The sequence below is a fragment of the Rhizobium sp. SL86 genome (assembly GCF_026672545.1).
Classification (GTDB): domain Bacteria; phylum Pseudomonadota; class Alphaproteobacteria; order Rhizobiales; family Rhizobiaceae; genus Neorhizobium.
The window spans coordinates 325,911-351,806 of the sequence record NZ_JAPPRJ010000002.1 but is presented as its reverse complement, the minus strand read 5'-3'; the positions used below and the strand labels follow the sequence as shown (position 1 = coordinate 351,806).

Below are 25,896 nucleotides of genomic sequence, written 5' to 3'. Positions count from 1 at the left end.
CGCATGACACGCAGAAAAGACCTGTCCGAGCTCCGCAGCCAGCGCTGGTTCGCCTCCGATGACATGCGCGGCTTCGCGCACCGCCAGCGGACCCAGCAGATGGGTATGCGACGCGAGGAGTTCATGGGCCGGCCCGTCATCGGCATCATCAACACCTGGAGCGAGATGAGCCCGTGCCATGCGCACCTGCGCGACCGCGCGGAAGCGGTGAAACGCGGCGTGTGGCAGGCGGGCGGTTATCCGGTGGAAATGCCGGCGCTTTCCGTGGGCGAGGTGATGGTGAAACCCACCACCATGCTCTACCGCAACTTCCTTGCCATGGAATGCGAAGAACTGCTGCGCTCGCACCCGATCGACGGGGCCGTCCTGCTCGGCGGTTGCGACAAATCCACGCCCGGCCTTTTGATGGGCGCATTCTCGATGGATATCCCGGTCATCTATTGCCCGGCAGGCCCGATGGCGAACGGCCAGTGGCGTGGCATCAAGACCGGCGCCGGCACGCATACCAAGAAATACTGGGACGAACTTCGCGCCGGCAATATCACCAAGGATGACTGGGTGGATCTGGAAAGCCGGATGACCCGCTCCGCCGGCACCTGCAACACCATCGGCACGGCCTCGACGATGACCTCGATTGCCGATGCGATGGGCATGACGCTGCCCGGCGCCTCGTCCATTCCCGCCGTCGATTCCGGCCATCCGCGCATGGCGTCCGCCTGTGGCGTGCGGATTGTCGAGATGGTCTGGGAAGACCTGAAGCCCTCCGATATCCTGAACAAGGCAAGCTTCGAGAACGGCCTTGTCGCCTATATGGCCATGGGCGGTTCCACCAACGCCGCGGTGCATCTGATTGCTATGGCCAACCGGGCGGGGGTTACGCTGACGCTCGACGACATGTCGGCGATGGCCGCGAAGGTTCCGGTGGCCGCCAACGTCTTCCCCTCGGGCGAATACCTGATGGAGGATTTCTATTTTGCAGGCGGCCTCAACGCGCTGCTGAAGAAGTTCTCGCATCATCTCGATCTGTCGCGGCCGACCGTGAACGGCAGGACAATCGGCGAAAACATTGCCGATGCGGAATGCTGGAACAACGAGATCATCCGCGACGAGACCAATCCGGTGGTACCTCTGTCGAAGGGCAAGACGCTGGAAGTGCTGCGCGGCAACCTGGCGCCGAACGGCGCAGTGATGAAATCCTCCGCCGCCAACCCAAAGTTCCTCAAACATGTCGGTCCGGCGATCGTCTTCGATGACCCGGCAACGATGAACAAGACGCTCGACAATCCGGACCTGGACGTGACGGAAGAGACCGTCATCATCCTGCGCAATGCCGGCCCGGTCGGCGCACCCGGCATGCCGGAATGGGGCAACCTGCCGATCCCGAAGAAGCTCCTGAAACAAGGTGTGCGCGACATGGTGCGCATCTCGGATGCGCGGATGAGCGGCACGCATTACGGCACCTGCATTCTGCATGTCTCCCCGGAAGCCGCCGTCGGTGGCCCGCTGGCTCTGGTGAAAACCGGCGATCTCATCGAACTGGATGTCGCCGCCGGCACCATCAACATGAAAGTCAGCGACGAGGAACTGGCGGCACGCCGTGCCGAATGGAAACCAACGGCGCGCATCTACGAGCGGTCCTTTGCGGCCCTTTACCAGCAGCATGTCAGCCAGGCTGACCAGGGCTGCGATTTCGATTTCCTGAGCGGCCCGGCGAAAGTGCCGGACCCGGTCATTTTCTAAAGGACGAGCCCATGAGTACGCTGAACCCCTTCAAATCCTGGCTCTCCGACAAGACCCGCGCGACGCCGCTCGGCACCTGGCTGATGGCGGCGGCGCCCGCCAGTGCCGAGGCGCTTGGTTATGCCGGTTTCGACTTCCTGGTCGTAGACATGGAGCATGTGCCGATCGAGGTATCCGACCTCGCTCACATTCTGCGCGCCATCGGCTGCACGCCGGCGGATGCCGTCGTGCGTCTCGCCTGGAACGATCAGGTCCTCGTCAAGCGCTGCATGGATGCAGGCGCCCGCACCGTGATGCTGCCCTTCGTGCAGACGGCCGAAGAAGCAAAAGCCGCCGCCTCTTACACCCGTTATCCGCCCCATGGCATTCGCGGTGTTGCCGCCGTTCATCGCGGCTCGAAGTTCGGCACGATCCCGAACTACCTGAAGAACGCCAATGACGATGTCTGCACCATCGTGCAGCTGGAAACGCCGGAAGCGATCGAGCGCCTGCCGGAGATCGCCGCCGTGGATGGCATCGACGCGCTGTTTGTCGGTCCGGGCGATCTGTCGGCCGCCATGGGCCATATCGGCAACATCGCGCATCCGGAGGTCCAGGCGCTGATCGAAAAAGCAGCAAAGGACGCCCATGCGGCCGGAAAGCCGATCGGCATTGTCGGTCCGAACCCGGACATGGTGAAACGCTTCATCGGTTACGGTTACGACTATGCGGCAATTGCCTCCGACATCGCCATGATGACTGGCCGCGCCAATGACTGGCTGGGCCAGATGAAGGGCGAGGCAAAGCCGGCCGCCGCTGCCCCAACCGCAGCGTATTGAGGAGATCGAGGTGGCAACCGGCTTCGATCTCGTTATCGATGCGAAATGTGCGCTTGGCGAATGCCCGCTCTGGTCGGTCGCCGAACAGGTGCTCTATTTCGTCGACATCAAGCAGAAGCGCATTCACCGTTTCGACCCGGCAAGCGGCGATCTCGGCACCATTGATCTGCCGGAAGAGGTAGGCTGTATCGGCTTGGCAAAGGACGGCGGTTTCGTGGCCGGCTTACGCTCCGGCATCTGGCTGATCTCGTCGACCGGTCAACTGCTGCGCAAGCTGGCGGACAATCCGGAAGACCAGTCGATCAGCCGCTTTAATGACGGCATGGTCGATCCCGCCGGCCGCTTCATTGCCGGTACCGTGGATGAGACACGCGAGCGGGGCATTGCCAGCCTCTATCGTTACGATGCCCGCGGCTTACACAAGATCGCTGGAGAACTCTTCACCTCGAATGGCGTGGCCTTTTCTCCAGATGGCAAACGGCTCTACCATTCCGACACGCTGCGTTATTCGCTCTTCACCTATGACTATGATGTCGCGACCGGCACGGCGACCAACCGCCAGCTCTTCGCCAGGTTCGGCTCCGAAATAGACAAGGGCCGCCCGGATGGCGGCGCTGTCGATGCAGACGGCTGCTACTGGACTGCGCTCTTCGAAGGCGGCCGCGTGCAGCGTTATGCGCCGGACGGTCGGCTTCTCGCCGAGTACCCGGTGCCGGTTAAGTGCCCGACCATGGTGACCTTCGGCGGGCCAGACATGAAAATGCTCTACTGCACCAGCGCCAGCATTGGCCGCCCGGTGCAAGAGCTTGCCGAATACCCACTCTCCGGCGCGCTGTTTGCCATGCGCACGGAAGTCCCCGGCCTTCCCAAACCCCTCTTTAATCCCGAAATCTGAGACAAAACAGAATGTCCGCCTCCTACGATAGCGTCCGTTACCAGTCACTTTCCGACCGCCATGTCCTGATCACCGGCGGTGCATCCGGCATCGGCGAGGAAATGGTCAAAGCCTACCGTGCCCAGGGTGCACGGGTCTCCTTCGTCGACATCAACGAAGAGGCCGGACGCGCGACTGCGGAAGCGACGGGTGCGGCCTTCAAGCCCTGCGACGTCACTGATATCGCAGCGCTCCGCGAGGCCATTGCAGCATTCGAAACGGAAAATGGCGCGATCCAGGTGCTTGTCAACAATGCCGGCAAGGACGACCGCCACGCCATGGATGAGGTCGAGCCGGACTACTGGCGACGTGCCCTGGCCCTCAACCTCGACCACCAGTTCTTCGCCACGCAGGCCGTCGCCAAGGCGATGGCGGCGAGCGGCGGCGGCTCGATCATCATGTTCAGTTCGATCTCCTGGATGCGTGGACGCCCCGGCATGGTGGGCTACACCACCTCGAAGGCAGCCATCAACGGCCTGACGAAGACGCTCGCCCGCGAGCTTGGACCCTCGGGCATCCGCGTCAACTGCATCGTACCGGGCGCCATCGTCACCGAGCGGCAGCTGAAGCTCTGGACGACGCCGGAGCAGAACCAGCAGTTCATCGACCTGCAGGCGCTGAAATTCCGCCTCGACGCCAGCCATGTGGCACGCCTTGCCCTCTTCCTCGGCTCCGACGAAAGCACCGGCTGCACCGGCGCCAATTTCGTCGTCGATGCCGGTCTCACCCAGAACTGAAAGCCTTGTCCATGCAGCTGAACCTCATCCCCGGCGGCTTCACCCTCGTCCTTGATGGACGCGAGATCCTGCGCCACACCGAGGCCGCTCCCGCCCTTTTCGTCGGACAGGGCGAAGAGCGCATGGACATGTATCGCGGCAACTTCGACATCGAAGACTATGTAGTCGAACGCACCGCGCTCGGCCATGTCGAGGTCGTTGGCGACCGCATCGAATTTTCGGCGGCGCTTGGGCTCCCGGCCCGCTTCGCCGTGACCATCGAAGGTAACCACCTGCTGACGCAGACCCTCGACGCCTCGGTCAATCGCGTCTGGATCCGCATCACCGCGGAAACGGGCGAGCATGTCTGGGGCGGCGGCGAGCAGATGTCGTACTTCGACATGCGCGGCCGTCGTTTTCCGTTGTGGACCTCGGAACCCGGTGTTGGGCGCGACAAGACCAGCGAGATCACCTTCAAGTCGGACGTGACCGGCAAGGCGGGCGGCGACTACTACAACACCAATTACCCGCAACCAACCTATATTTCCTCGCGCCGCTACGCTTTGCATATGGAAACGACGGCCTATTCGGTCTTCGACTTCCGTCGCGACGGTTTCCATGAAATCGAAATCTGGGCGGTGCCGGAGCGTCTGGAATTCTTCGCGGCCGCAACCTTCGTTGATCTCGTCGGCCAGTTGTCCAGCCGTTTCGGTCGTCAGCCGCAGCTTCCCGACTGGGTGTATGGCGGCGCAATCCTTGGCCTGAAGGACGGCGAGAATTCCTTTGTCCGCATGGAAAAAATGCGCGCCGCCGGCGTCAAGGTCTCCGGCCTCTGGTGCGAGGACTGGGTCGGCCTTCGTCACACCTCCTTCGGCGCGCGGCTGTTCTGGGATTGGCAGGCAAACGAAACGCGTTATCCCAACCTGCGCCAGAAGATTGCCGAACTCAAGGATGACGGCATCCGCTTCCTCGGCTACGTGAATCCCTATCTCTGCGTTGATGGCCCGCTCTATCCGGTCGCCGACGAGAGGGGTTATTTTGCCAAGGACGAGGACGGTCGCACGGCGCTCGTCGATTTCGGCGAGTTCGATTGCGGTGTCGTCGACTTCACCAATCCGGCAGCCGCTGCCTGGTTTGCGGAAGAGGTGATCGGCAAGAACATGCTGGATTACGGCCTGTCCGGCTGGATGGCGGATTTTGGCGAATACCTGCCGATCGATGTGAAGCTCGCGAACGGCATTGATGCGAAACTGATGCACAATGCCTGGCCGACCCTCTGGGCCGAAGTGAATGCGAAGGCAGTCGAAAGCCGTGGCAAGACCGGCGATGCGCTGTTCTTCATGCGTGCCGGCTTCACCGGCGTGCAGGCCCATTGCCCGCTTCTCTGGGGCGGTGACCAGTCGGTCGACTTCTCCCGACATGACGGCCTCATCACCGTCATCTGCGGTGCGCTCTCCTCCGGCCTGCTCGGTAATGCCTATCATCATTCAGATATCGGCGGTTACACCAGCCTGTTCGGCAATGTGCGCACACCGGAACTCATCATGCGCTGGGCCGAGATGGCGGCCTTCACACCGGTCATGCGTAGTCACGAGGGCAACCGCCCGCGGGACAATCTGCAGATCGACCAGGATGAAACGGTGCTTGCCCATTTTGCCCGGATGACTGCGATCTATGTGCATCTGGCACCTTACCTGAAAACGCTGTCTGCAGAGGCGGCCGCCACCGGCCTACCCGTGCAGCGCCCGCTTTTCCTGCATCATGAGGACGATGCCCAGACATACGCGATCCAGGATTCCTACCTCTACGGACGCGATCTTCTGGTGGCGCCGGTCTGGAAGGCTTCGGAAACCACACGCGAGGTCTATCTGCCGAGGGGCGAGCGCTGGATCCACATCTGGTCCGGAAAAGCCTTCGAGGGCGGGCAGACGGTTTCTGTGGAGGCTCCGCTTGGTAAGCCCGCCGTCTTCCGCCGTGAGGGCGCCGAGATGACGGACCTCTTCGACGGCCTGCGGGCGCTTTGATCATGGATGTTTACGGATTGGCGGGACTTCTCGCCATCGCCTTCATCGCATCCTACACCCAGACGCTGACCGGCTTCGCGCTGGGACTGATCATGATGGGCGGCATCGGTCTGACGGGCATCCTGCCGCTCACGGATGCCGCCGTTCTGGTGAGCATTCTCGTGGTGGTCAACGCCGCCCAAGTGCTGGCAAAGGGCTGGCGTGACATCGCCTTTCGGCAACTGGCGCCTGCCTTGCTCTCGAGCCTGCTCTTCCTGGGGATCGGCTATTGGCTGCTTAACCTTCTGGCCGCCGCCTCGCTCGATTGGGTGAAGATCGTGCTGGGACTGGTGATCATTCTCTCCAGCATTCAGCTGTCGCTGAAACCGCATGGTTTCGAGACCATGTCATCCCAGGCCTCCTTTGCCGGTTTCGGCGCGGTCGCCGGCCTGATGGGCGGCCTCTTTTCCACGGCGGGCCCGCCCCTCATCTACCATTTCTACCGGCAGCCGCTGACGGCCGCCGCCGTGCGCGAAACGCTGGTTGCAATCTTCGCAACGAACGCGCTGATCCGGCTGGGCATCGTCGCAGGTGCCGGGCAGATGCCGTCTGCCTCCTTCTGGTGGGGACTTGCCGCCATTCCGGTCGTCATCCTCGCCACATGGCTGGCGAAACGGTTCCCGCCGCCGCTTTCGCCGCTCACCATGCGACGTACGGCTTTTCTGCTGTTGTTCCTGTCCGGCGTTTCGCTGGCTCTGCCGCCACTCCTCAAGCTGTTTCAGACCTCTGTCTAGAGGCGGTGGCGCATGCACAGAGGCGCAGAAGTCCTGGATCGGGTAAAAATACACTTGGGCAGGGCGTCAACTATGCTACCAATTCGAGGAACCGCGGGGGAGCGGCGGGAGGCATCGTCAGGAGGAAGGCTCGGCAGGGAGGTGCCGGCTCGACCCTGTTTCCTTCGCCAGCACGCCAGTCGCTTTTCAGGCCGCCCTTCACGAAAGGTGGCCCTGCCCGCACCTGTCTGACGTCACGATGAAACATGGAATCTGTACATGAAGGACTTCATTCTCGCCATCGACCAGGGAACCACATCCACCCGGTCGATCATTTTCGACCGGAGCTACAAGGGCCGCGGCGTCGGACAGCAGGAATTCACGCAGCACTTCCCGCAATCGGGATGGGTGGAGCATGAGGCGGAGGATCTCTGGACAACCACCGTCGAGACCGCCCGCAAGGCCATGGCCGCAGCCGGTGTCAGCGCCGCCCAGATCGCCGCGATCGGCATCACCAATCAGCGCGAAACGGCACTCGTCTGGGACCGCCGCACGGGCAAGGCTATCCACCGCGCGATCGTCTGGCAGGACCGCCGCACGGCCGACCATTGCGCCAGACTGCGGGAGGACGGGCATTCGGATCTGGTTGCGGAACGCACCGGGCTTCTGATCGATCCCTATTTTTCAGCCACAAAGATCGCCTGGATGCTGGACAACGTCTCCGGCGCCCGCGAAGCGGCCGAGGCAGGGCACCTCGCCTTCGGTACGGTGGACAGCTGGCTGATCTACAAGCTCACCGGCGGCGGCCGCCATGTCATCGATGTCACCAATGCCTCGCGCACCATGCTGTGCAATATCGGCACCGCCGAATGGGACGACGACCTGCTGAGGCTCTTCAACATCCCCCGTTCGATGCTGCCGGAGATTCTCTCCAACATAGACGACTTCGGCACGACGGAGCCGGATCTGTTCGGCGGCCCCATTCCCATCAAGGGAGTCGCCGGCGACCAGCAGGCCGCCGTCATCGGCCAGGCCTGCTTTACGCCGGGCATGATGAAATCGACCTACGGCACCGGTTGCTTTGCGCTCTTAAACACCGGCACCGACCGGGTCGCCTCGAAAAACCGGCTGCTGACCACGATCGCCTATCGCCTGAACGGCGAGATCCATTATGCACTCGAGGGCTCTATCTTCATCGCGGGTGCGGCGGTGCAATGGTTACGCGATGGCTTGAAGATGATCGGCAAGGCATCGGAAACCGCAGACCTAGCGGCCAAAGCCGATCCCGGCCAGCGTGTCTATCTCGTACCGGCCTTCACCGGTCTCGGCGCGCCCTGGTGGGATGCCGAAGCGCGCGGCGCGATGTTTGGCATGACCCGCAATACGGGACCTGCGGAATTTGCCCGCGCGGCACTCGAATCGGTCTGCTTCCAGACCCGCGATCTCCTGGGCGCCATGCGCAAGGATTGGCCGCGCCAGGCCGACACGCTGCTGCGCGTCGATGGCGGCATGGCCGCCAATGACTGGACGATGCAGCGGCTGGCCGACATCCTGGGCGTTGCTGTCGACAGATCCGATTCCGCGGAAGTGACGGCGCTTGGCGCGGCATGGCTTGCAGGCCACGGTGCCGGCATCTGGCCGGATCAGGCGGGGTTTGCCGCCGATTGGCACCGGGAACGCCAGTTCAAGCCGTCGATGGACGTGAGCGAGCGCAACCTGCTCTTGAAGGGCTGGGATTCTGCCGTCCAGTGCACGCTTGCCTTCGGCAAGTGACGGTCTGGACGACAAGCGGCTGGAAGCGGGCGGGCCTGCGGCGTAAGCTCGCCCGTACCGCATTTCTCGTGACCAAGGTATGTAACGGATGTTCAAGCAGAATTCTCTGAAGGCCAGACTTCTTTCCGGCGATGTCGCTTATGGCTGCTGGGTGGCAGGCGGTTCTCCCACCAATGCCGAGATCCTGGGCCATGCAGGCTTCGACTTCATTCTGGCCGATCACGAGCACGGCATTGGCGACACGCGCGATGTTCTGGACGTGCTGCGGGCGATCGAGACGACGCCGACGCCCGCCGTGGTTCGGGTCGCCTGGAACGATCACGTGCTGCTGAAGCGCGTAATCGACGCCGGCGTGCAGTCCGTCATGATCCCCTCGGTCGATACGCCGGACCTGGCGGAGGCCGCTGTCAGGGCCTGCCTTTATCCGCCAGAAGGCTTTCGCGGTTACGCGGCCTCGGTGGTGCGCGCCTCCACCTTCGGCCTGGAACCGGATTACGTCCGCAAGGCCAACGAGAACATGCTGATCGTCATTCAGCTGGAATCGCCGCAGGCGGTGGAAAACGCGGCGGCGATCGCCGCGATCGAAGGCGCCGATGTCATCTTCATCGGCATCAACGATCTGGCCGGTGCCATGGGGCTGATCGGCCAGACCGGCCATCCGGAGGTACAGGCGCTGGCCCGCAAGGCGGAACGCGAGATTCTGGCGGCCGGCAAGATCCTGGGAACCGTGCCCAATGCCGGTGCGGGCATCAACGATCTGCTGGACCGGGGTTATCGCTTCATTCCCGGCCCCTATGACGTGGCGCTCCTGCGGGATTCCGGCCTTGCGGCCATGGCACAGTATCGCGAAATCCAGGCCGCCCGTGCGCGAGGCGAAACGCCTGCTGACGGCAAGGGCACATCCTACTGATCCCCTGCACCCGCTGCTCCGCTCCCTTCAATAGCGGCGGGTCGGCCGGTCCATCACTTTGCGGCCCATCAGGCTTGCCGTGAGATCCACCAGGAGCGTCGCCGTGCGGCCGCGCTCATCCAGGAACGGATTGAGCTCCACCAGATCAAGACTGGTCACCAGCCCGCTTTCATGCAGCATTTCCATGACGAGATGCGCTTCGCGGAAGGTCGCGCCGCCCGGCACGGTCGTGCCGACCGCCGGCCCGATCGACGGGTCGAGGAAATCGACATCCAGGCTCACATGCAGGCAGCCATTGACTGCGGCCACCCGCTCGAGGAACGTGCGAAGCGGTGCCGCAATGCCCTGCTCGTCGATGACGCGCATATCGTACACGGTGAGCGCCGTCGCCGCGATCGCTGCCCGTTCTGCCGGATCGACGCTGCGGATGCCGATCATGCAGACATTGGCGGGGTCCACAGGGTTCGCCAGCGGCGGGAAATAGCCATCAAAACCCGGCTGTCCGGTAAAATAGGCGACCGGCACACCGTGCAAGTTGCCGCTCGTGGTGGAGTCGAGGCTGTGGAAATCCGTATGCGCATCGAGCCACAGGACAAAAAGCGGACGCTTCTGCTCGGCCGCGCGCCGCGCGATACCGGCAACACTACCGGCCGAGAGGGCGTGATCGCCGCCGAGAAAGATTGGCAGGCCATCGCCACTTTCACGGTAAGCGGTCTCGGCGATTTCCGAGACCCAGCCGCTGATCAGCGGAAGGTTCTTCAGCGCCGAATTGGGATGGCCTGACACATCGGCGGCCCGCGGCGCCAGATTGCCGATATCCACCACCTCGTGGCCGAGATCGCGCAACGCCCCGGCAAGACCTGCGGTTCTGAGCGCGCTCGGCCCCATCTCGCAGCCGAGCTGCGCCGCGCCATCCTGAAGAGGAGCACCAATCAACTTGCACAACATCCATCCATCTCCGTTTCGCGCGCATCTCACCACAGGCCGATGCACAACGATACCGGCCGGCCGGGCAGATTTGCACGGTCAGCCTGTCAGATTGATGAAACGAATGAACAGATTGATCAGCGACCGCTCGGCCCCCTCTACCGCTTGTCAGTGCGGCAACCACAGATGCCGATAGGCGACATAGACCATCAGCACCGCCCAGGCGATGAGCAGACAGAAAACGGAAAAGGAACCGAGATCCTTCGCATGGCGCCCGGTGACCGAGAGTTCCGGGGAGATCCGATCGATGATTTCCTCGATTGCGGTGTTCAGTGCCTCAACGGCACACACGACGCAAAACAGGATGATGAGTGCCACAAACTCCCCAGGCTCCGCGCCCATCAGGGCAAAGACGAGAAGCGAGGCGAAAAAGGCGAGGATCTCATGACGGAATGCGGTTTCCTGCAGGAGACGCCTGAAGCCGCTGATGGAATAGAGCTGAGCGGCCAGAAGGTGCCGCCACCCCCGCACCTTGGGCGGGCTGTTCCGTTGATCCATCATGCTTGTTTGCGGCTTCCCGTCCCACGTCTGGTTGACCAGACGTATTTCGACGATGAAAAGGCGAAGTGCAATGCAAATCGTCGGGATGACGCGGGACAAAGCATTCTGCCGAAATCATTCACCGCACCCGGCCGGTGCGTTCAAAGCGCCGGCCGGATCCGTGAAGGGGTCAGCCGCGGCGCGACTTGTCGTAAGCGCCGAGACCAGGCTTGTAGCTCTTTTCGTCGATGAACTGACGGATGCCTTCCTTGCGTCCGTCATTATCGTAGGAATTGGCGGCTTCCTGGGCGCGGACAAGGTAATCCTCGGCCTCGTCATAGGTCATGATGCCGACGCGGCGCACCGCATCCTTGGTGGCCTTCAGCGCAACCGGGTTCTTTTCCAGAAGCACCTTGGCCACGGAGGTGACGCGCGCTTCGAGATCGGCGAGCGGAAGGCTCTCGTTGACGAGACCCCAATCGGCCGCGGTCTTGCCGTCGATCGGTTCACCCAACATGGCGTGGTACATGGCCTTACGGAACGGCAGAAGTTCGACCGCAACCTTGGTCGCGCCGCCGCCCGGCAGAATGCCCCAGTTGATCTCGGAGAGACCGAACTTCGCCTCGTCGGCGCAGAACGCGAGGTCGCAGGCAAACAACGGTCCGTAGCCACCGCCGAAGCACCAGCCGTTGACCATGGCGATCGTCGGCTTCTGATACCAACGCAGGCGGCGCCACCAGCCGTAGCTTTCACGCTGTGCCTTGCGCGTTCCCTTCAGCCCCAGGGCCTCGGTCTCGCGGAAATACTCCTTGAGGTCCATACCTGCGGTCCAGGCACTGCCTTCCCCGGTCAGAACCAGGACGCCGACGTCGTCGCGAAATTCCAGTTCGTCCAGCACATCCATCATCGCCCGGTTCAGCGTCGGGCTCATCGCATTGCGCTTGTCCGGGCGGTTGAAACGAACCCAGGCGATACGATCCTTGACCTCGAAGACCACCGTATCAACATCATTTGCCATTTCGCTATCCTTGCGTTTTTGGTTGGAGCTGCCAGCGAAATGTCGATGGCGGCCTTATGGGGTACAGGCGAACCTGCCGTGACTGGCGCATGAGGTGCAGCGTGGATGGGATTTGTTGGGAGCAGGAGTCACTCGTGACACGATCCGGCATCCGCCCTATCGTGTTCGTTGTCCATCCTCTCCTCCCGAGCAGGATCACCCACCAGACAGTGCTCAGCGCCTCCTCGCGTTGACTGCTATGATGTATAACATTATTGTCGCCAGAATGAAGCGCGTCAAGAGGGGAACTGATGAACGAGACAAACCTCTCCAGGACACCGACCAAAGTCTCCGCCGACCACATCCGCGATGCGCTCGATCAGCTTGTGGGGTACCACCTGCGGCGCGCCTCGGTGCATGATCTGAACGGGGCGGTGGCGGCACTCGACGATGTGGGGGCGCGGCCCATCACCATGAGCGTACTGCTGTCGATCGTCGAACAGCCGGGCAGCACATCGGCGGATATCTGCAGGATGCTTGGCATCAAGCGCGCCAATATCGTCGGTCTTCTGCAGCAGCTGGAGGCACGGGATCTGTTCCTGCGCAAGGATGATCCCGCGGACCAGCGGATCCAGCGGCTCTATCCGACCGAGACCGGCCTTAAAACCGCGCTCGACTGGCTGAACCGTATCCGGCAGCACGAAGAAAAAACGCTACGTCGCCTGTCACTTGAGGAACGGGCCGAGCTGCGGCGCCTGCTGTCCCTGATCTGGAGCGAGGACACATCCGGCGAATAAATCCGTCGGTATCGGACCCATCTCACGCCGTCTTACGCCAAGCCCGTTTTTCGAACATCAGGACAAAGATCAGCGAAAGCGCAAACGGAATAAGAAGATAAAGCACACGAAAGACGATCAGCGCTGCCAGGACATCCGATTTGTCCATTTCCGGCAGCCCATTGACAAAGACCAGCTCAAGGACGCCGAGCCCGCCCGGAGCCGTGGACAAAAGAGCCGCAGAAAACGACATCAGGAAGATGCCGAGAACGGTGAAGAAGCCCGGATTGCCGGCGCTCGGCAGGGCAAAATAGATGATCCCGGCGGCGGCCACGAGTTCGATCGGGCCGATGATCAGTTGCAGCGCGACGGTGCGCAAGCCTGGATATTCGATCTTCATCGGCCCGATGCACAAGGGGCGGAAATTTTTCCAGCTGCCGTATACATAGGCCGCCACGAGAAGCAGGATGAACACACCGACAGCACGTGCTGCCTCGCTGGAAAGACCGGGGATAAACCGTTCGCCGAGAGACGGTTCAATGAGCAGCGTGACGCCGGACAGAAGCACGGTGCCGAACGCGAACGTGAAGGAACAAAAGGCCACCAGCTGGCCGATCTCTATGGCGCTCAGTCCTTTGGAGGAATAGGCGCGATAGCGGATCACCGAGCCGGACACGACAGATGCGCCGAGATTGTGCGACAGCGCATAGGTGGTGAAAGAGGTCAGCGTGATGAAACACCAGTTGACCCGGCGGCGTAGATAGGCGAGCGCAAGCGCATCATAACCGGCCAGAGCACCATAGGCCGCGATGGAACAGACAACAGCCAGACACCAATGTGAAACCGGAATAGCCGCAAAACTTTCGCCGAGTTCGTCCAGCGAGAGACCGCGCAGTTCCTTGTAGAGAAGCCAGACCGACACCACGACAACCACCAGGCCCAGCGCCGACCATCCGTATTTCCTGAGAATGAACCCTTCTCCCGCTCATGCACACGTGATGGCTGCCATTGTGGGCGCCATTCTTTAATGATGGATAAGCAGACCTGCCATCTTTTGACTGATGCGTAAAGGCTGCCTAAAGTTCTAGGCTGAGGGATGCGAGTAACGGTCCGGCACCGGACGATGTCGCGACTTTTGCATGACAGCGCCATGATATTGCGCAGCAATACACCGGAAACAGGCCCTGCCCCGGCGGCACGCGAGGTATCGCTTGCGGCCGGCATGTCGCAGGATCGTCTCCTCCTGCCGCAGGGTTGTATGCTTCCCGATCTGGCTAGGTGCCAAGCAATCCAAGGGCCGCCACTCTTGCCGCTTTGAGCGCCGCCACCACGTTTGCGCGCTGGCTTTCAAAACGTGCGGTGGGAACCGGTACCGAGATCGCGTGAAGCGCGCCTCTCCAGTCGCGAAAGGCAATGCCTGCTGCGGAGATGCCTTCGGTATGTTCATCAAGATCATAAGCCACGCCATCCTTGCGGATCGTCTCGAGCAAATGCGCAAGAGCCGGCCAGGAGCCTTCGGCGCCCTTTTTTCGCAACTCCTCCCGCGCCAGTTGCTCGGCGGCATCCGGCGACATCACAGCCAGCACGGCACGGCCATTGGCTGTGTCCGTCAGCGGAAAAATGTCACCCACCGCCGAGATGGCCCGTAAGCGCTGACTGCCGGCGACCTGATCCAGAAAGATCATCTGGTGGCCACGCAGAACCGAGAGATCGGCCGTCTCGCCGGTCTTCTGCGCCAGATCCATCAACAAGGGCCTGCAGAGATCAACGACGTTGAAACGGGCCGCCTGGGCCAGTGCAGTGATTTCCGGCCCCAGCCGGATGTCACCACTGCCGGCGCTGTAGACAAGGCGTTCCTCCTGCAGAGCCGCGACAATCCGTTGCACGGTGGATCGGGCAAGCCCTACCCGTTCGGCAATCTGGCCGAGCGAAAGGCCGTTGGGGTCCTCCCGCAGGGCGCGCAACACCGCCGCCGCCCGGGAAATCACCTGAATGCCGTTGCGCGCGAGCGCGGTCTCCTCCGTCACAGCTTCCGTCATTTTCAAATCACCTTTCACTTATCTCTTATCTGGCACAGCTGTGCGGCGATTTCCAGAGCCACCGTACCATTCTGCGATGCACAAATACCGTAATGTGAGATTCATGTTGACCACGATGCAGTCCAGATGCATCATGATACGGTATGGATGGGAGGACATCCGAACAGATTGACAGAACGCCGTGGCGGCTTCCCGAAGCAGCCGCGAACAGAGGAGGATTGCGTCATGGTCAAGATCCGCGGGATCGAATTCGAAGCAAATACCGACAATTCGATGGGGTTGGAATTCTACAACCTCAGCCACCGGTTCGGCTTCCAGAACCCGAACTGGCCCTATTTCCAGGACACGCATATCGAGCGCATCCATTACATGGCCAAGTCGGGGGTGCTCTCTCAGCGCATCACCACCACCATGCATGCCACGACCCATATCGATGCACCCGCCCATGTGGTTCAGGGCACGCCCTTCATCGATGAAGTGCCGCTGCCGCATTTCTTTGGCACTGGCATCGTCGTGTCGCTGCCGAAGAAAAAGTGGGAACCGATCACCGGCGAGGACCTGGAAAAGGCCTGCGGTCACGCCATTCGCAAGGGCGATGTGCTGATCATCAACACCGGCTGGCACAAGCAGTACGAGGATGGCGATTATTTTGCCTATTGCCCCGGCTTCGTCCCGTCTGCAGGCGAGTGGATGGTGGAGAAGGGCGTCAAGGTCGTTGGCCACGACACCCAGGCAAACGACCATCCGCTCGCCACCGCCATCGGCCCGCAACGCAATGGCCCGCTTCTGCCGCATCTGAAGGAAGAATATTTCGAGTGGTCCGGCGGCCGCGACTGGAAGGATGACTTCCCGGACTGGGAACCGGTTCACAACATCCTCTTCAAGAACGGCATTCTCGGCATCGAGAATGTCGGCGGCGATCTGGATGCCGTCACCGGCAAGCGCTGCACCTTTGCCTTCTTCCCCTGGAACTGGGATCGCGGCGACGGCTGCATCATTCGCCTCGTCGCCATGATCGACAAGGACCAGACCTACCGCATCGCCAAGGGCGAGGCATTCTGAGTCGCACGGATCGTGCCAGACGAGATGCCCGGCATGGCGGGACGGAGGAGGTCCCGTCATCGCCGCTCCGCAAGGAGATGGCCAGCAAGGAGGAGAGCGCATGCATATCAAACGTTTCAGTGACGCCAAACCCTATGAGGCCGCCAATCACCGCGGTGTCCTTGGCTTGCGTCTGCAAGGCTTCGAGGAGGGCGGCCCACAGAACCAATGGGTCGGTCTTTCACAATTCCTGCCCGGCGGCGGTGCAGGACCGGATTCCACGCCCTTTGAGAAGGTCTACGTGGTGCTGGAAGGCGAAATGACCGTCATCGCCGATGGCAAGGAAGTGGTGCTGGGGGCCTTCGACAGTTGCACCATTCCGCCGGGCGAAGTGCGGGAGATCGAAAACCGCACCAACCATGTCTGCAAGATGCTTGTCGTCATTCCCTACCCGCCGGGAGCAAAACCATGACCGAAGAGAACCTTCTCAGGAACCCGGCGCTGCTGTTCGATGTCCGCGGCAAAGTCGCGATCGTCACTGGCGCCTCCGGGGCCTTCGGTGCGCTTGCCGCGCGCATTCTGGCGGGTGCCGGCGCAAAACTGGCGCTGGTCGCCGGCAATGCGTCAGCCCTTGCCGAAACCGCGGATGCCTGCCGGCAACTCGGCGCCGACGTTCACAGCATCAACGCCCGACCGGCGGATGAGACTGCCTGCGCGGGTATTGTTGCCGAAACCGTCGCGCAGTTCGGGCGTGTCGACATCCTGGTCGTGGCCTCCGGAAAGAATGATGTCGCCAAGATCGTCGATATGGCGCCGGCCCGGTTCCTGGACGTGATGGACGCCAATGTCACGCAGTCCTGGCTGATGGCAAGAGCCGTGGGCAGCCGCATGCTGGAGCAGGGTGAAGGCGGCAAGATCGTGCTGATGTCGTCAGCCCGCGGACTGCTCGGCCATCCGGCCGGCTACACCGCCTACTGCGCCTCGAAGGCGGCCGTCGACGGCATCACCAAAGCACTCGGCTGCGAATGGGGACCGACGGGCATCACCGTCAATGCCATTGCACCTACCGTCTTCCGTTCGCCGCTGACGGCCTGGATGTTTGAGGATACGGAACGCGCGAAGGAGGTGCGCACCGGCTTCCTCGCCCGCGTGCCGAAGGGTCGCCTCGGCGAGCCGGAGGATCTTGCCGGGCCGCTGCTCTTCCTCGCCTCGCGGGCATCCGATTTTTACACCGGGCATATTCTTTATGCCGATGGCGGCTATACGGCGGGATGACCATGAGCGAGAGCCACCGAAACATCGCCGTGATCGGTGCCGGCCTCATGGGACACGGCATCGCGCTCACCATGGCGCGGGCGGGTCATCCCGTGACGGTTCACGATCCCGTCGAGGCTGCACGTGCAGCCGTCAGACAACGTATCGCCGACAGCCTGGCCTTGCTCGGCGAACATCCTGAGACGATCGCCCTCATCCTTGGTCGTATCAGCGTTTCGGACACACTTGCCGGTGCCGTCTCACAGGCGCAGGCCGTCTTCGAAGCGGCACCTGAAAAGATGGCGCTGAAGCAGGCGATCTTTGCCGAGGTCGAGGCCCACGCACCAGACGACGCCATCCTGGCGTCCAACACCTCCGTGATGCCGATCACGCAGATCATGTCCGGGCTGACGCGGAAGGAGCGCGCTCTTGGAACACACTGGTGGAACCCGCCGCATCTCATCCCGCTGGTGGAGGTCATCAAGACGGAATGGACGCATGAGCCGGTTGTGGACGTCATGATGGGACTGCTCGGAAGCGCAGGAAAGACACCGGTCCGCGTGGCAAAGGACGTGCCGGGTTTTATCGGCAACCGGCTGCAACATGCCCTGTGGCGGGAAGCCATCAGTCTCGTCGAGCGCGGCATCTGCGATGCGGCCTCGGTCGATACCGTCATCAAATCCTGCTTCGGCCGCCGGCTTGCGGTGCTCGGGCCGCTTGAAAATGCCGATCTCGTCGGCCTCGATCTGACGCTCGACATCCATGCCCAGGTGCTGGCCGATCTGGAAGACCGGCGTGGCCCTTCCCCCCTTCTGGAGGAGATGGTGGCGAGCGGCCGGCTTGGAATGAAATCCGGTGAGGGTTTTTATGCATGGACGCCGGAGGAGGCGTCTGCCGTCCGAGCCCGTGTGTCGACCCATCTGCAAAAACTGGAGACGATCCTGCCCAGGAAGGAATGAAACTGATCAGAGGTTCATGTGAACTCTCTCGGAGGAGGAGACGAGATGCGCATAACGAGACCGAACAGACGTCAAGTGTTGAAAGGTGCCGCTGTGGCCTTCGCCGCGCCGGCATTGCTGCGGACCCGCAGCGGTTTTGCGGCTGAGCCCATTCGCATCGGCCTGGTAACGCCCAGCACCGGCCCGCTGGCATTTTTCGCCCAGCCGGATGCCTTCGTCATCCAGCAGTTCAAGAAGGCCTTTAGCGAGGGCGTCGGAGGCCGACCGATAGACCTCATCGTGAAGGACAGCCAGTCAAGCGCGAGCCGGGCGGCCGAGGTCGCGTCCGACCTGATCCTGAGAGACGAGGTGACGCTGCTTCTGTCCTCCGGCGGGCCGGATACGGTCATTCCGGTCGCCGACCAGGCCGAGCTCAACGGAACCCCCTCGCTCTCCACCGCCTGCCCCTGGCAATCCTTCGTCATGGGGCGCGGCTCTTCACCTCAAAAGGGTTTCCAGAACACCTTCCTGTTCGCCTTCGGCCTGGAAGATGTCATAGCGGCCTATCTGAAGCTCTGGTCAGGTCTTGCGACCAATCGCAAAGTCGGTTTGCTGCTGGCCAATGATGTAGACGGCAATGCCTGGGGTGACGCAAGTTTTGGTTTCCCGCCAGCCCTGAAAGCCGCCGGTTACGAGGTTATCGATCCGGGTCGCTACACGCCGATGGCGGACGATTTTTCCGCTCAGATTGCGGCCTTCCAGCAGGCAGGGGTCGACATCGTGATGGGAACGATGATCCCGCCCGAATTCCTGAGCTTCTGGTCGCAGTCCGCTCAGAAGGGTTTCCGACCCAAGGCCGCGACGATCGGGAAGTGCCTGCTCCTGCCTGCAACGCTCGAGGCACTGGGCAAAGGCGGCGACCGTCTCTCGACGGAGCTCGGTTGGCACCCGGCTTTCCCCTTCCGTTCTGCAACGACCGGGGAAACGGCGGCGGAGATCGCAGCCGCGTGGCAGGCAGCGACCGGACGCCCCTGGGTGCAGACCGTCGGATACAAACACGCGCTCCTCGATCTTGCTGTCGATGTCCTGAAACGCGCTTCGGACGTGTCCGATCCGGCAGCCGTCATCGCGGCGATCCGATCAACCGACATGGAAACCACGCTTGGTCCGGCGAACTGGTCGAAAAGCCCCATCGCCAACGTCGCCAAGGCGGCGATGATGGGCGGACAGTGGCACTGGGACGGCGCGGGCTATGGGCTTGAAATCGCGGCCAATCCAACAACGCTTGCCATTCCGGTCACACGATCGTTGCAGGCACTCTAGGGAGGAGCGACAATGCGTTTTGAAGAAAGAAACGACCTGCTCAAACCCGGTTATCTCGCCCTGGAAAGCGGCATCCGGCGCTACGACGATGGTTATGTTACGATCGCCGCCTTGACCCGCATGCCGCATTGCCGGGCAAAGATGGTGCACTGGTGGTTCGGCTGGTTGGGAGGAACCGATCAGTACAAGCTGTGGCACCCCGGCGATCACCTGTTTTCCGACTGGGAAGATCGCGGCAACGGCGGCAATTATTACGGCGCCAAGCATCTGGTGCACGAGACGCTCGGCGGCTCCGGTCCGGTTCACAAGCTCCGGATTCACTTCCGCGATCCGCTCCAAGTCTTCGATCCGGCGGGGTATCGTGCGGTCGATGGTGTCGGGGTGTGCGCGCGGCCGGGTTCCCTGGAGCGGCCGATCAATCTCGGCCACATGTGCCACTTCGTGCGCAACACCGATTTCGGCTGCGAAATGCGCACGCGGTTCTGGTTTGGCGATGTGCACAGCCAGAATGATGGCGAGGAACTGCCAGAGCCGGTTCGCGCCGCCATTCGCAAGGAGGCACTGGACGACGCGTTCTGCCACGGCCTCCACAAACACGCGATCGAGGAAATGGGATATCTCGCCGATCTTCTGCCGGTTCTCTACCGGCAGGTGACCGGGGATGCGAGCTTCTGAATGTCTTTTGGGAGGAGGACGACATGAAGATGATCAACACCAATCGCCGTGCGTTCATGGCTGGCACCATGGCAGTCGTCGCGGCACCGGCCATACTGAGACACACACGGGCCTATGCGGCAACGCCGACGCTGAAGATCGGCCACGTCAGCCCGCGCACCGGTCCACTGGCCGGGTTTGCGGAAGCCGATGATTACATTTTATCCGCCATCGCCAAACGCTTCAGCGACGGCATCGACAACAACGGCAAGCGCTGGAAAATCGAGATCATTTCGAAGGACAGCCAGTCGAACCCGAACCGGGCCGCTGAAGTCGCATCCGAACTGATCCTCAAGGATGAGGTCAATATCATCGTCGCCGCCTCCACGCCGGATACCGTCAATCCGGTCTCCGACCAGGCGGAGGTGAACCAGGTTCCCTGCATCACCACCGATTGCCCGTGGCAACCCTATTTCTTTGGCCGCGGCGGTAAGCCGGACACCGGCTTTGACAGCACCTATCACTTCTTCTGGGGACTGGAGGACGTGATTGCCGTCTTCCTCGCCATGTGGAGCGAGGCGGGTGTGCCGAAGAAGGTTGCCGGCCTTTTTCCCAATGATGCTGACGGCAATGCGTGGGGCGATGCGGAACTCGGCCTGCCGAAACCGCTCGCCGCGGCGGGTTACACGCTGACCGATCCTGGCCGCTATCAGCCGCTCTCGGACGACTTCACCCACCAGATCAATGCCTTCAAGCAGGCGGGCTGTGAGATCGTCACAGGCAACATGATCCCGCCGGATTTTGCCACCTTCTGGTCCCAGGCCGCACAGCAGGGTTTCAAGCCGAAGATCGTCACCATCGGCAAGGCCCTGCTCTTCCCCAGCGTCATCACCGGGCTTGGCCCGCGCGGCATCGGATTGACCTCGGAAGTCTGGTGGTCGCCATCCCACCCGTTCAAGTCTTCCTTGACCGGGGTCAGTTCGGCCGAGCTTGCAAACGGCTATAGCCAGGCAACGGGACGTCCGTGGACGCAGCCGATCGGCTTCAAGCACGCGCTGTTCGAGGTCGTCGCCAGCGTCGTGGCGCGCGCGGAAGACCTCGATGATCCGGCCGCCATCATCAAGGCGATCGCCGCGACGGATCTCAACACCATCATCGGTCCGGTCAACTGGTCGAAGGGGCCGGTAAAGAACGTCACCAAAACGCCGCTCGTCGGAGGCCAGTGGCAGAAGGACGGCGATGGTGTGGCCCTCAAGATCGTCACCAATGCGCCAGCACCTGTCATTCCGGTGACGGGCAAGCTGCACCTTCTGGCCTGACACGTGCGACCCGCACCTTCGCAGGAGATCTCATGACCGCGATCCTTGAACTCGACGGGGTTGGAAAGGCCTATGGCGCCATCGTCGTCGCCGATCACCAGAGTTGGGCACTGGAAGAGGGTGAGGCGCTTGGCGTGCTGGGCCCGAACGGCGCGGGCAAGACCTCGATGTTCAATCTGGTGACCGGCACGATCAGGGCGGATCGTGGCGCAATCCGGCTCGGCGGTCAGGACATCTCCGCCTGGTCCGCGCCCAAGCGCTGCCGAGCCGGCATTGCCCGTAGCTTTCAGGTGCCGCAACCTTTCGCGGCCATGACCATCTTTGAAAACGTGTCCGTGGCGAGCACACAAGGGGCGGGACTGACAGGCGCAGATTCCGACGAGCTTTGCCTGGATGTGCTGGCGCGCACCGGCCTGCTCAAGAAGGCGAATGCGATGGCCGGTAGTCTGACGCTCCTCGAGCGCAAGCGGCTCGAGCTGGCCCGCGCCCTGTGTGCCCGGCCAAGGGTGCTTCTGCTCGATGAAATTGCCGGCGGGCTGACGGAGCGCGAATGCCATTCGCTGATCGATACGATCCGCGAGGTTCGGGCGACAGGGGTTTCAATCGTCTGGATCGAACACGTCGTTCACGCGCTGCTTGCCGTGGTTGACCGGCTGATCGTCATCGACTTCGGGCGCAAGATCGCCGACGGCCCCCCGCGCACTGTGATGGAGAGCCGCGAGGTGCAGGAGATCTACATGGGGATCGTCGCTCATGACTGAGGCGCTTCTCGACATCCAGCGGCTCGACGCCTTCTACGGCGATTTCCAGGCCCTTTATGGCGTCGGGATGCAGGTTAACCGCGGTGATGTCATCGCGGTGATCGGGGCAAACGGCGCAGGCAAGACGACGCTGATGCGCGCCGTCACCGGCTTTCTCCGTGCGCGGCCGGACGCGGTGTGCTGGAAAGGGCGTCCGATCGGCGGCATGCGCGTCGATCAGATCGCGGCCCTCGGCATCGCGCTCGTTCCGGAGGGAAGGCTTCTCTTTGCCTCCCTCAGCGTCGAGGAAAACCTGATGATAGGCGGGCAGTTGAAACGCAAGGGTCCGTGGAGCCTCAAGCGCATTTACGACCTGTTTCCCGTGCTCGAGGAGCGACGCAATGCACCCGCCACGTCACTCTCCGGCGGCCAGCAGCAGATGGTGGCGATCGGACGGGCGTTGATGTCGAACCCGGAGCTGATCATGATGGATGAAATCAGCCTGGGGCTCGCACCCGTCATCATCCGGTCGATCTACGAAGCACTGCCCGGCATCATCGGCGAGGGCCTGACCGCCATCGTGGTCGAACAGGACATCGCCAAGGCTCTTTCGGTTTCATCGCGCGTCTACTGCCTGCAGGAAGGTCGCGTTTCGCTGACAGGCCCATCGGGCAAGGTCTCGCATGACGAGATCAGCCGCGCCTATTTCGGGATATAGCCCATGGAATTCTGGCTGGAACCTATCATTCAGGGCATTCTTCTCGGCGGGCTCTATGCGCTGTTTGCAGCCGGCCTCAGCCTGATTTTCGGGGTCATGCGGCTCGTCAACATCGCGCATGGCGATCTGATCGTCCTGTCGAGCTATGTGGCGCTGACGACCTCGGTGATGCTGGGCCTGCACCCGCTGGCGGCGGCGCTGATCGTCGTTCCCGTGATGGCGCTCGCGGGCTATGGCTTGCAGCGGCTGCTTCTGAACCGTACCATGGGCAACGACATTCTGCCGCCCCTGCTCGTCACCTTCGGGCTTTCGGTCATCATCCAGAATGCACTTCTGACATTTTATAGCGCCGACCCGCAGAAGCTCAAGGCAGGGGCGATCGAGACCGCGAGCCTCGGCATCGGGCCTGTCTCGGTCGGCGTCCTGCCACTGATCGTCTTCATGACCGCCGTCCTCGTGATCGGCCTGTTGCAATGGATGTTTTATCACACCGCGCTCGGCCGCGCTTTCCGCGCAACGTCCGACCGTCAGGATATCGTCCAGCTGATGGGCATCAACCGAGCCCACATCTTCGCACTCGCCATGGCGCTTGCGCTGGCGGTCACGGCACTGGCCGGCGTCTTTCTTGGCATACGCACCTCCTTTGATCCCGCCGCCGGCGGATCACGGCTGATCTTCGGCTTCGAGGCCGTCATCATCGGTGGGCTGGGCAATATCTGGGGCACGCTCGCCGGCGGCGTCATCCTCGGCGTCGCCCAGACGCTGGGCGCCAAGATCGATCCTGGCTTTCAGGTCCAGGCCGGTCACCTGGTGTTTCTCATCATTCTGGCGGTGCGCCCGCGCGGCCTTTTCCCGAGGATCGACTGATGCCGGACCAGACGCTTTCCGTTTCCCGTTCCACCCGGCTCTCCACCGTCGCCATGGGGGTTCTCCTCGTCATCATCGTCGTCATGGCACTCGCCCCCTGGTGGGCGGGCCGGGCGGACCTGCGTCTGTTCGGAGAGATCTTTCTCTACCTGGCGCTGGCATCACTCTGGAATCTGCTTGCCGGTTATGCCGGCCTCGTCTCGGTCGGACAACAGGCCTATGTGGGGCTTGGCGGTTATGTCTTCTTTGCGCTCACGCTGCTTGCCGGCCTGCATCCGCTGCTCGCCATTGCGCTGGCACCGCTGATCGGTGCGCTCATCGCTGCGCCGGTCGCGACACTGATCTTCCGGCTGCGAGGCGCTTATTTTGCCATCGGCACCTGGGTTGTGGCCGAAGTCTTCCGGCTAACGGCGGCGCAGGTTTCTGCGCTTGGCGGCGGCTCGGGGATCTCGCTGCCGGTCTCGGTCGTCACCACGCTCGCCAGCGGGCGTTTCCTGCGCGAGGCGCTTGCCTACTGGCTGGCGCTCGGCGTGGCGGTGGTCGTCATCGGGGCAGTCTTCCTGTTTCTCAGATCGCGGCGAGGCATCGCCCTGATGGCAATCCGCGACAACGAGCTGGCGGCGCGCTCCCTCGGCATCGATATCTGGAAAACCAAATTCGTTGTCTATCTCGTGACGGCGGGGCTGACGACGCTGGTTGGCGCGCTCATTTTCCTGCAGAAGCTCAGAATTTCTCCGGACGCCGCGTTTTCGCCGAATGACTGGACGGCCTTCGTCATCTTCATCGTCGTCATCGGCGGCATCGGCACGATCGAAGGCTCGATCATCGGCACTCTGATCTTCTTTGCGCTGCGCGAAACGCTTGCCGATCTCGGCACCGTCTACCTCATCGCGATGGGGCTTGCGGCGATCCTCATCATGCTGAAGGCGCCTTCGGGCCTCTGGGGGCTGGTCCGGGGGCGGCGCGGCCTCGAGCTCTTTCCCATCAGTCGCCGGGTGCGCGGGCTCGGCTGATGCCCCTCGACCTTCATTGAAAAGGAGCCTGATATGGCCAAGGAAAAAACCATCATCACCTGCGCGATCACCGGCGCGATCCACACCCCCACCATGTCGGATGCGTTGCCCTATACGCCCGACGACATTGCCCGGCAGGCCGTCGATGCGGCGGCGGCCGGCGCCTCCATCCTGCATCTACACGCCAGACGGCCGCACGACGGCGGCGTCTCGATCGATCCGAAGGATTTCGCCGCCTTCCTGCCGCGCATCAAGCAGGCCACCGACGCGGTCATCAACATCTCGACGGGCGGCAGCTTGAAAAACACGATCGAGGAACGGATCGGCCCGGCGCTGACGTTTTCGCCGGAAATGTGTTCGATGAACATGGGCTCGATGAACTTCTCGTTCCATCCGCTGGCCGAGCGGTACTCATCCTTCAAGTTCGATTGGGAGAAGGACTATATTGCCAATTCCGACACCTACATCTTCCGCAACACCTTTGCCGATATCGGCAATGCAGCGAGACAACTTGCGCCGCACGGCATCAAGTTCGAGCATGAGTGCTACGATGTCGGCCATCTCTATAATCTGAAGTTCTGCATGGATATCGGCCTGTTCAAGGCGCCGATCTTCATCCAGTTCATCTTCGGCATTCTCGGCGGCATCGGCCCCGAGGTGGACAATCTGATCTTCATGAAACGCACCGCCGACCGCCTGTTCGGCAAGGATTACCGCTGGTCGGTGCTGGGCGCCGGCGGTGCGCAGATGCCACTCGCCGCAACCGCCAGCCAGATGGGCGGCAATGTGCGCGTCGGCCTCGAGGATAGCCTGTTCATCCGTCGCGGCAAGCTCGCCGCCAGCAATGCCGAACAGGTGGCAAAGATCCGCCGCATCATCGAGGATCTCGGCTGCGAGGTGGCAACGCCGGACGAGGCGCGCGAGGTGCTTGATCTGAAGGGCGGCGACAAGGTGCAGTTCTAGTTCAAGCAGGGAAGGCGGATCGCGGTATCGGCCTTCCCTTTACGACAAACCGGCGGCACCGTTTTCGGTCCGCCGGCCAAATTACCTCAACAAACGAGATCTGCAGATTTTACGCCTTCG

At 62.2% G+C, this 25,896-nt stretch carries 26 protein-coding genes; 21 read left to right on the top strand and 5 right to left on the bottom strand.

The features are described 5' to 3' along the window. The first annotated feature begins 3 nt into the window (after nucleotides 1–3). The 8 genes from araD to OU993_RS13835 all read left to right on the top strand — a co-directional run bounded on the left by araD (nucleotide 4) and on the right by OU993_RS13835 (nucleotide 9,667). A complete protein-coding gene (araD, locus tag OU993_RS13870; RefSeq protein ID WP_268158311.1) occupies nucleotides 4–1,740 on the top strand; it encodes an L-arabinonate dehydratase in 1,737 nt (578 codons plus the stop codon). 11 nt (nucleotides 1,741–1,751) lie between these two features. Beyond that, nucleotides 1,752–2,558, top strand: a complete 807-nt coding sequence (locus OU993_RS13865; RefSeq protein WP_268158309.1) for an HpcH/HpaI aldolase family protein — start codon at nucleotides 1,752–1,754, stop codon at nucleotides 2,556–2,558. A 10-nt stretch (nucleotides 2,559–2,568) separates the two neighbouring features. After that, entirely contained in the window at nucleotides 2,569–3,453 is an 885-nt protein-coding gene (locus OU993_RS13860; protein WP_268158307.1) for an SMP-30/gluconolactonase/LRE family protein, read from the top strand. Nucleotides 3,454–3,464: 11 nt separating this feature from the next. Continuing rightward, nucleotides 3,465–4,229 carry an SDR family NAD(P)-dependent oxidoreductase gene (locus OU993_RS13855; protein WP_268158305.1) on the top strand — a complete coding sequence of 255 codons (765 nt, stop codon included), beginning with the start codon at nucleotides 3,465–3,467 and terminating at the stop codon, nucleotides 4,227–4,229. 11 nt (nucleotides 4,230–4,240) lie between these two features. Further along, nucleotides 4,241–6,232 carry an alpha-glucosidase gene (locus OU993_RS13850; protein WP_268158304.1) on the top strand — a complete coding sequence of 664 codons (1,992 nt, stop codon included), beginning with the start codon at nucleotides 4,241–4,243 and terminating at the stop codon, nucleotides 6,230–6,232. Between the two features lie 2 nt (nucleotides 6,233–6,234). After that, the gene (locus OU993_RS13845; RefSeq protein ID WP_268158302.1) at nucleotides 6,235–7,005 is read left to right on the top strand and encodes a sulfite exporter TauE/SafE family protein; all 771 of its coding nucleotides are present in this window, start codon (nucleotides 6,235–6,237) and stop codon (nucleotides 7,003–7,005) included. Between the two features lie 258 nt (nucleotides 7,006–7,263). Next, on the top strand, nucleotides 7,264–8,757 hold the full coding sequence (gene glpK / locus OU993_RS13840) for a glycerol kinase GlpK (RefSeq protein WP_268158300.1): 1,494 nt from the start codon (nucleotides 7,264–7,266) through the stop codon (nucleotides 8,755–8,757). Nucleotides 8,758–8,845: 88 nt separating this feature from the next. Continuing rightward, nucleotides 8,846–9,667: an HpcH/HpaI aldolase family protein gene (locus OU993_RS13835; RefSeq protein WP_268158298.1), complete on the top strand. Its 822-nt coding sequence runs from the start codon at nucleotides 8,846–8,848 to the stop codon at nucleotides 9,665–9,667. A gap of 27 nt (nucleotides 9,668–9,694) precedes the next feature. Here the strand turns inward: OU993_RS13835 and rocF are convergent, their stop codons facing one another. From rocF to OU993_RS13820, 3 genes are all read right to left on the bottom strand, one after another. Further along, nucleotides 9,695–10,615, bottom strand: a complete 921-nt coding sequence (gene rocF, locus OU993_RS13830) for an arginase (RefSeq protein ID WP_268158297.1) — start codon at nucleotides 10,613–10,615, stop codon at nucleotides 9,695–9,697. Nucleotides 10,616–10,762: 147 nt separating this feature from the next. Further along, entirely contained in the window at nucleotides 10,763–11,155 is a 393-nt protein-coding gene (locus OU993_RS13825) for a diacylglycerol kinase (RefSeq protein WP_268158296.1), read from the bottom strand. A 169-nt stretch (nucleotides 11,156–11,324) separates the two neighbouring features. Further along, nucleotides 11,325–12,152, bottom strand: coding sequence for a p-hydroxycinnamoyl CoA hydratase/lyase (locus OU993_RS13820; protein ID WP_268158295.1), 828 nt, complete (start codon nucleotides 12,150–12,152; stop codon nucleotides 11,325–11,327). Nucleotides 12,153–12,442: 290 nt separating this feature from the next. Between OU993_RS13820 and OU993_RS13815 the strand changes: the two genes are divergently transcribed. Then, the gene (locus OU993_RS13815; RefSeq protein WP_268158294.1) at nucleotides 12,443–12,928 is read left to right on the top strand and encodes a MarR family winged helix-turn-helix transcriptional regulator; all 486 of its coding nucleotides are present in this window, start codon (nucleotides 12,443–12,445) and stop codon (nucleotides 12,926–12,928) included. A gap of 22 nt (nucleotides 12,929–12,950) precedes the next feature. On the opposite strand, the gene OU993_RS13810 is transcribed toward OU993_RS13815, so the two are convergent. Beyond that, on the bottom strand, nucleotides 12,951–13,877 hold the full coding sequence (locus OU993_RS13810) for a lysylphosphatidylglycerol synthase transmembrane domain-containing protein (RefSeq protein ID WP_268159664.1): 927 nt from the start codon (nucleotides 13,875–13,877) through the stop codon (nucleotides 12,951–12,953). Nucleotides 13,878–14,181: 304 nt separating this feature from the next. Beyond that, a complete protein-coding gene (locus OU993_RS13805; protein WP_268158291.1) occupies nucleotides 14,182–14,946 on the bottom strand; it encodes an IclR family transcriptional regulator in 765 nt (254 codons plus the stop codon). A 225-nt stretch (nucleotides 14,947–15,171) separates the two neighbouring features. Here OU993_RS13805 and OU993_RS13800 point away from each other — a divergent pair, with 225 nt between their 5' ends. The 12 genes from OU993_RS13800 to OU993_RS13745 all read left to right on the top strand — a co-directional run bounded on the left by OU993_RS13800 (nucleotide 15,172) and on the right by OU993_RS13745 (nucleotide 25,776). Then, a complete protein-coding gene (locus tag OU993_RS13800) occupies nucleotides 15,172–16,008 on the top strand; it encodes a cyclase family protein (RefSeq protein ID WP_268158289.1) in 837 nt (278 codons plus the stop codon). A 100-nt stretch (nucleotides 16,009–16,108) separates the two neighbouring features. Continuing rightward, the gene (locus OU993_RS13795; RefSeq protein ID WP_268158288.1) at nucleotides 16,109–16,459 is read left to right on the top strand and encodes a cupin domain-containing protein; all 351 of its coding nucleotides are present in this window, start codon (nucleotides 16,109–16,111) and stop codon (nucleotides 16,457–16,459) included. Next, a complete protein-coding gene (locus OU993_RS13790) occupies nucleotides 16,456–17,262 on the top strand; it encodes an SDR family NAD(P)-dependent oxidoreductase (RefSeq protein ID WP_268158287.1) in 807 nt (268 codons plus the stop codon). Before OU993_RS13795 ends, OU993_RS13790 begins: the two co-directional genes overlap by 4 nt. Nucleotides 17,263–17,264: 2 nt before the next feature. Beyond that, the gene (locus OU993_RS13785) at nucleotides 17,265–18,200 is read left to right on the top strand and encodes a 3-hydroxyacyl-CoA dehydrogenase family protein (protein ID WP_268158286.1); all 936 of its coding nucleotides are present in this window, start codon (nucleotides 17,265–17,267) and stop codon (nucleotides 18,198–18,200) included. A gap of 45 nt (nucleotides 18,201–18,245) precedes the next feature. Beyond that, on the top strand, nucleotides 18,246–19,502 hold the full coding sequence (locus tag OU993_RS13780; protein ID WP_268158285.1) for an ABC transporter substrate-binding protein: 1,257 nt from the start codon (nucleotides 18,246–18,248) through the stop codon (nucleotides 19,500–19,502). A gap of 12 nt (nucleotides 19,503–19,514) precedes the next feature. Then, complete coding sequence (locus OU993_RS13775; protein WP_268158284.1) at nucleotides 19,515–20,177, top strand: DAPG hydrolase family protein; 663 nt, start codon at nucleotides 19,515–19,517, stop codon at nucleotides 20,175–20,177. 23 nt (nucleotides 20,178–20,200) lie between these two features. Further along, nucleotides 20,201–21,475: an ABC transporter substrate-binding protein gene (locus OU993_RS13770; RefSeq protein ID WP_268158282.1), complete on the top strand. Its 1,275-nt coding sequence runs from the start codon at nucleotides 20,201–20,203 to the stop codon at nucleotides 21,473–21,475. Nucleotides 21,476–21,507: 32 nt separating this feature from the next. After that, nucleotides 21,508–22,236, top strand: coding sequence for an ABC transporter ATP-binding protein (locus OU993_RS13765; RefSeq protein WP_268158280.1), 729 nt, complete (start codon nucleotides 21,508–21,510; stop codon nucleotides 22,234–22,236). After that, nucleotides 22,229–22,933, top strand: a complete 705-nt coding sequence (locus OU993_RS13760) for an ABC transporter ATP-binding protein (protein ID WP_268158277.1) — start codon at nucleotides 22,229–22,231, stop codon at nucleotides 22,931–22,933. The genes OU993_RS13765 and OU993_RS13760 overlap by 8 nt, the downstream gene beginning before the upstream one ends. Before the next feature lie 3 nt (nucleotides 22,934–22,936). Continuing rightward, nucleotides 22,937–23,800: a branched-chain amino acid ABC transporter permease gene (locus OU993_RS13755; RefSeq protein ID WP_268158275.1), complete on the top strand. Its 864-nt coding sequence runs from the start codon at nucleotides 22,937–22,939 to the stop codon at nucleotides 23,798–23,800. Then, a complete protein-coding gene (locus OU993_RS13750) occupies nucleotides 23,800–24,813 on the top strand; it encodes a branched-chain amino acid ABC transporter permease (protein WP_268158274.1) in 1,014 nt (337 codons plus the stop codon). The genes OU993_RS13755 and OU993_RS13750 overlap by 1 nt, the downstream gene beginning before the upstream one ends. A 33-nt stretch (nucleotides 24,814–24,846) precedes the next feature. Beyond that, on the top strand, nucleotides 24,847–25,776 hold the full coding sequence (locus tag OU993_RS13745; RefSeq protein WP_268158271.1) for a 3-keto-5-aminohexanoate cleavage protein: 930 nt from the start codon (nucleotides 24,847–24,849) through the stop codon (nucleotides 25,774–25,776). The last annotated feature ends 120 nt before the right edge of the window (nucleotides 25,777–25,896 follow it).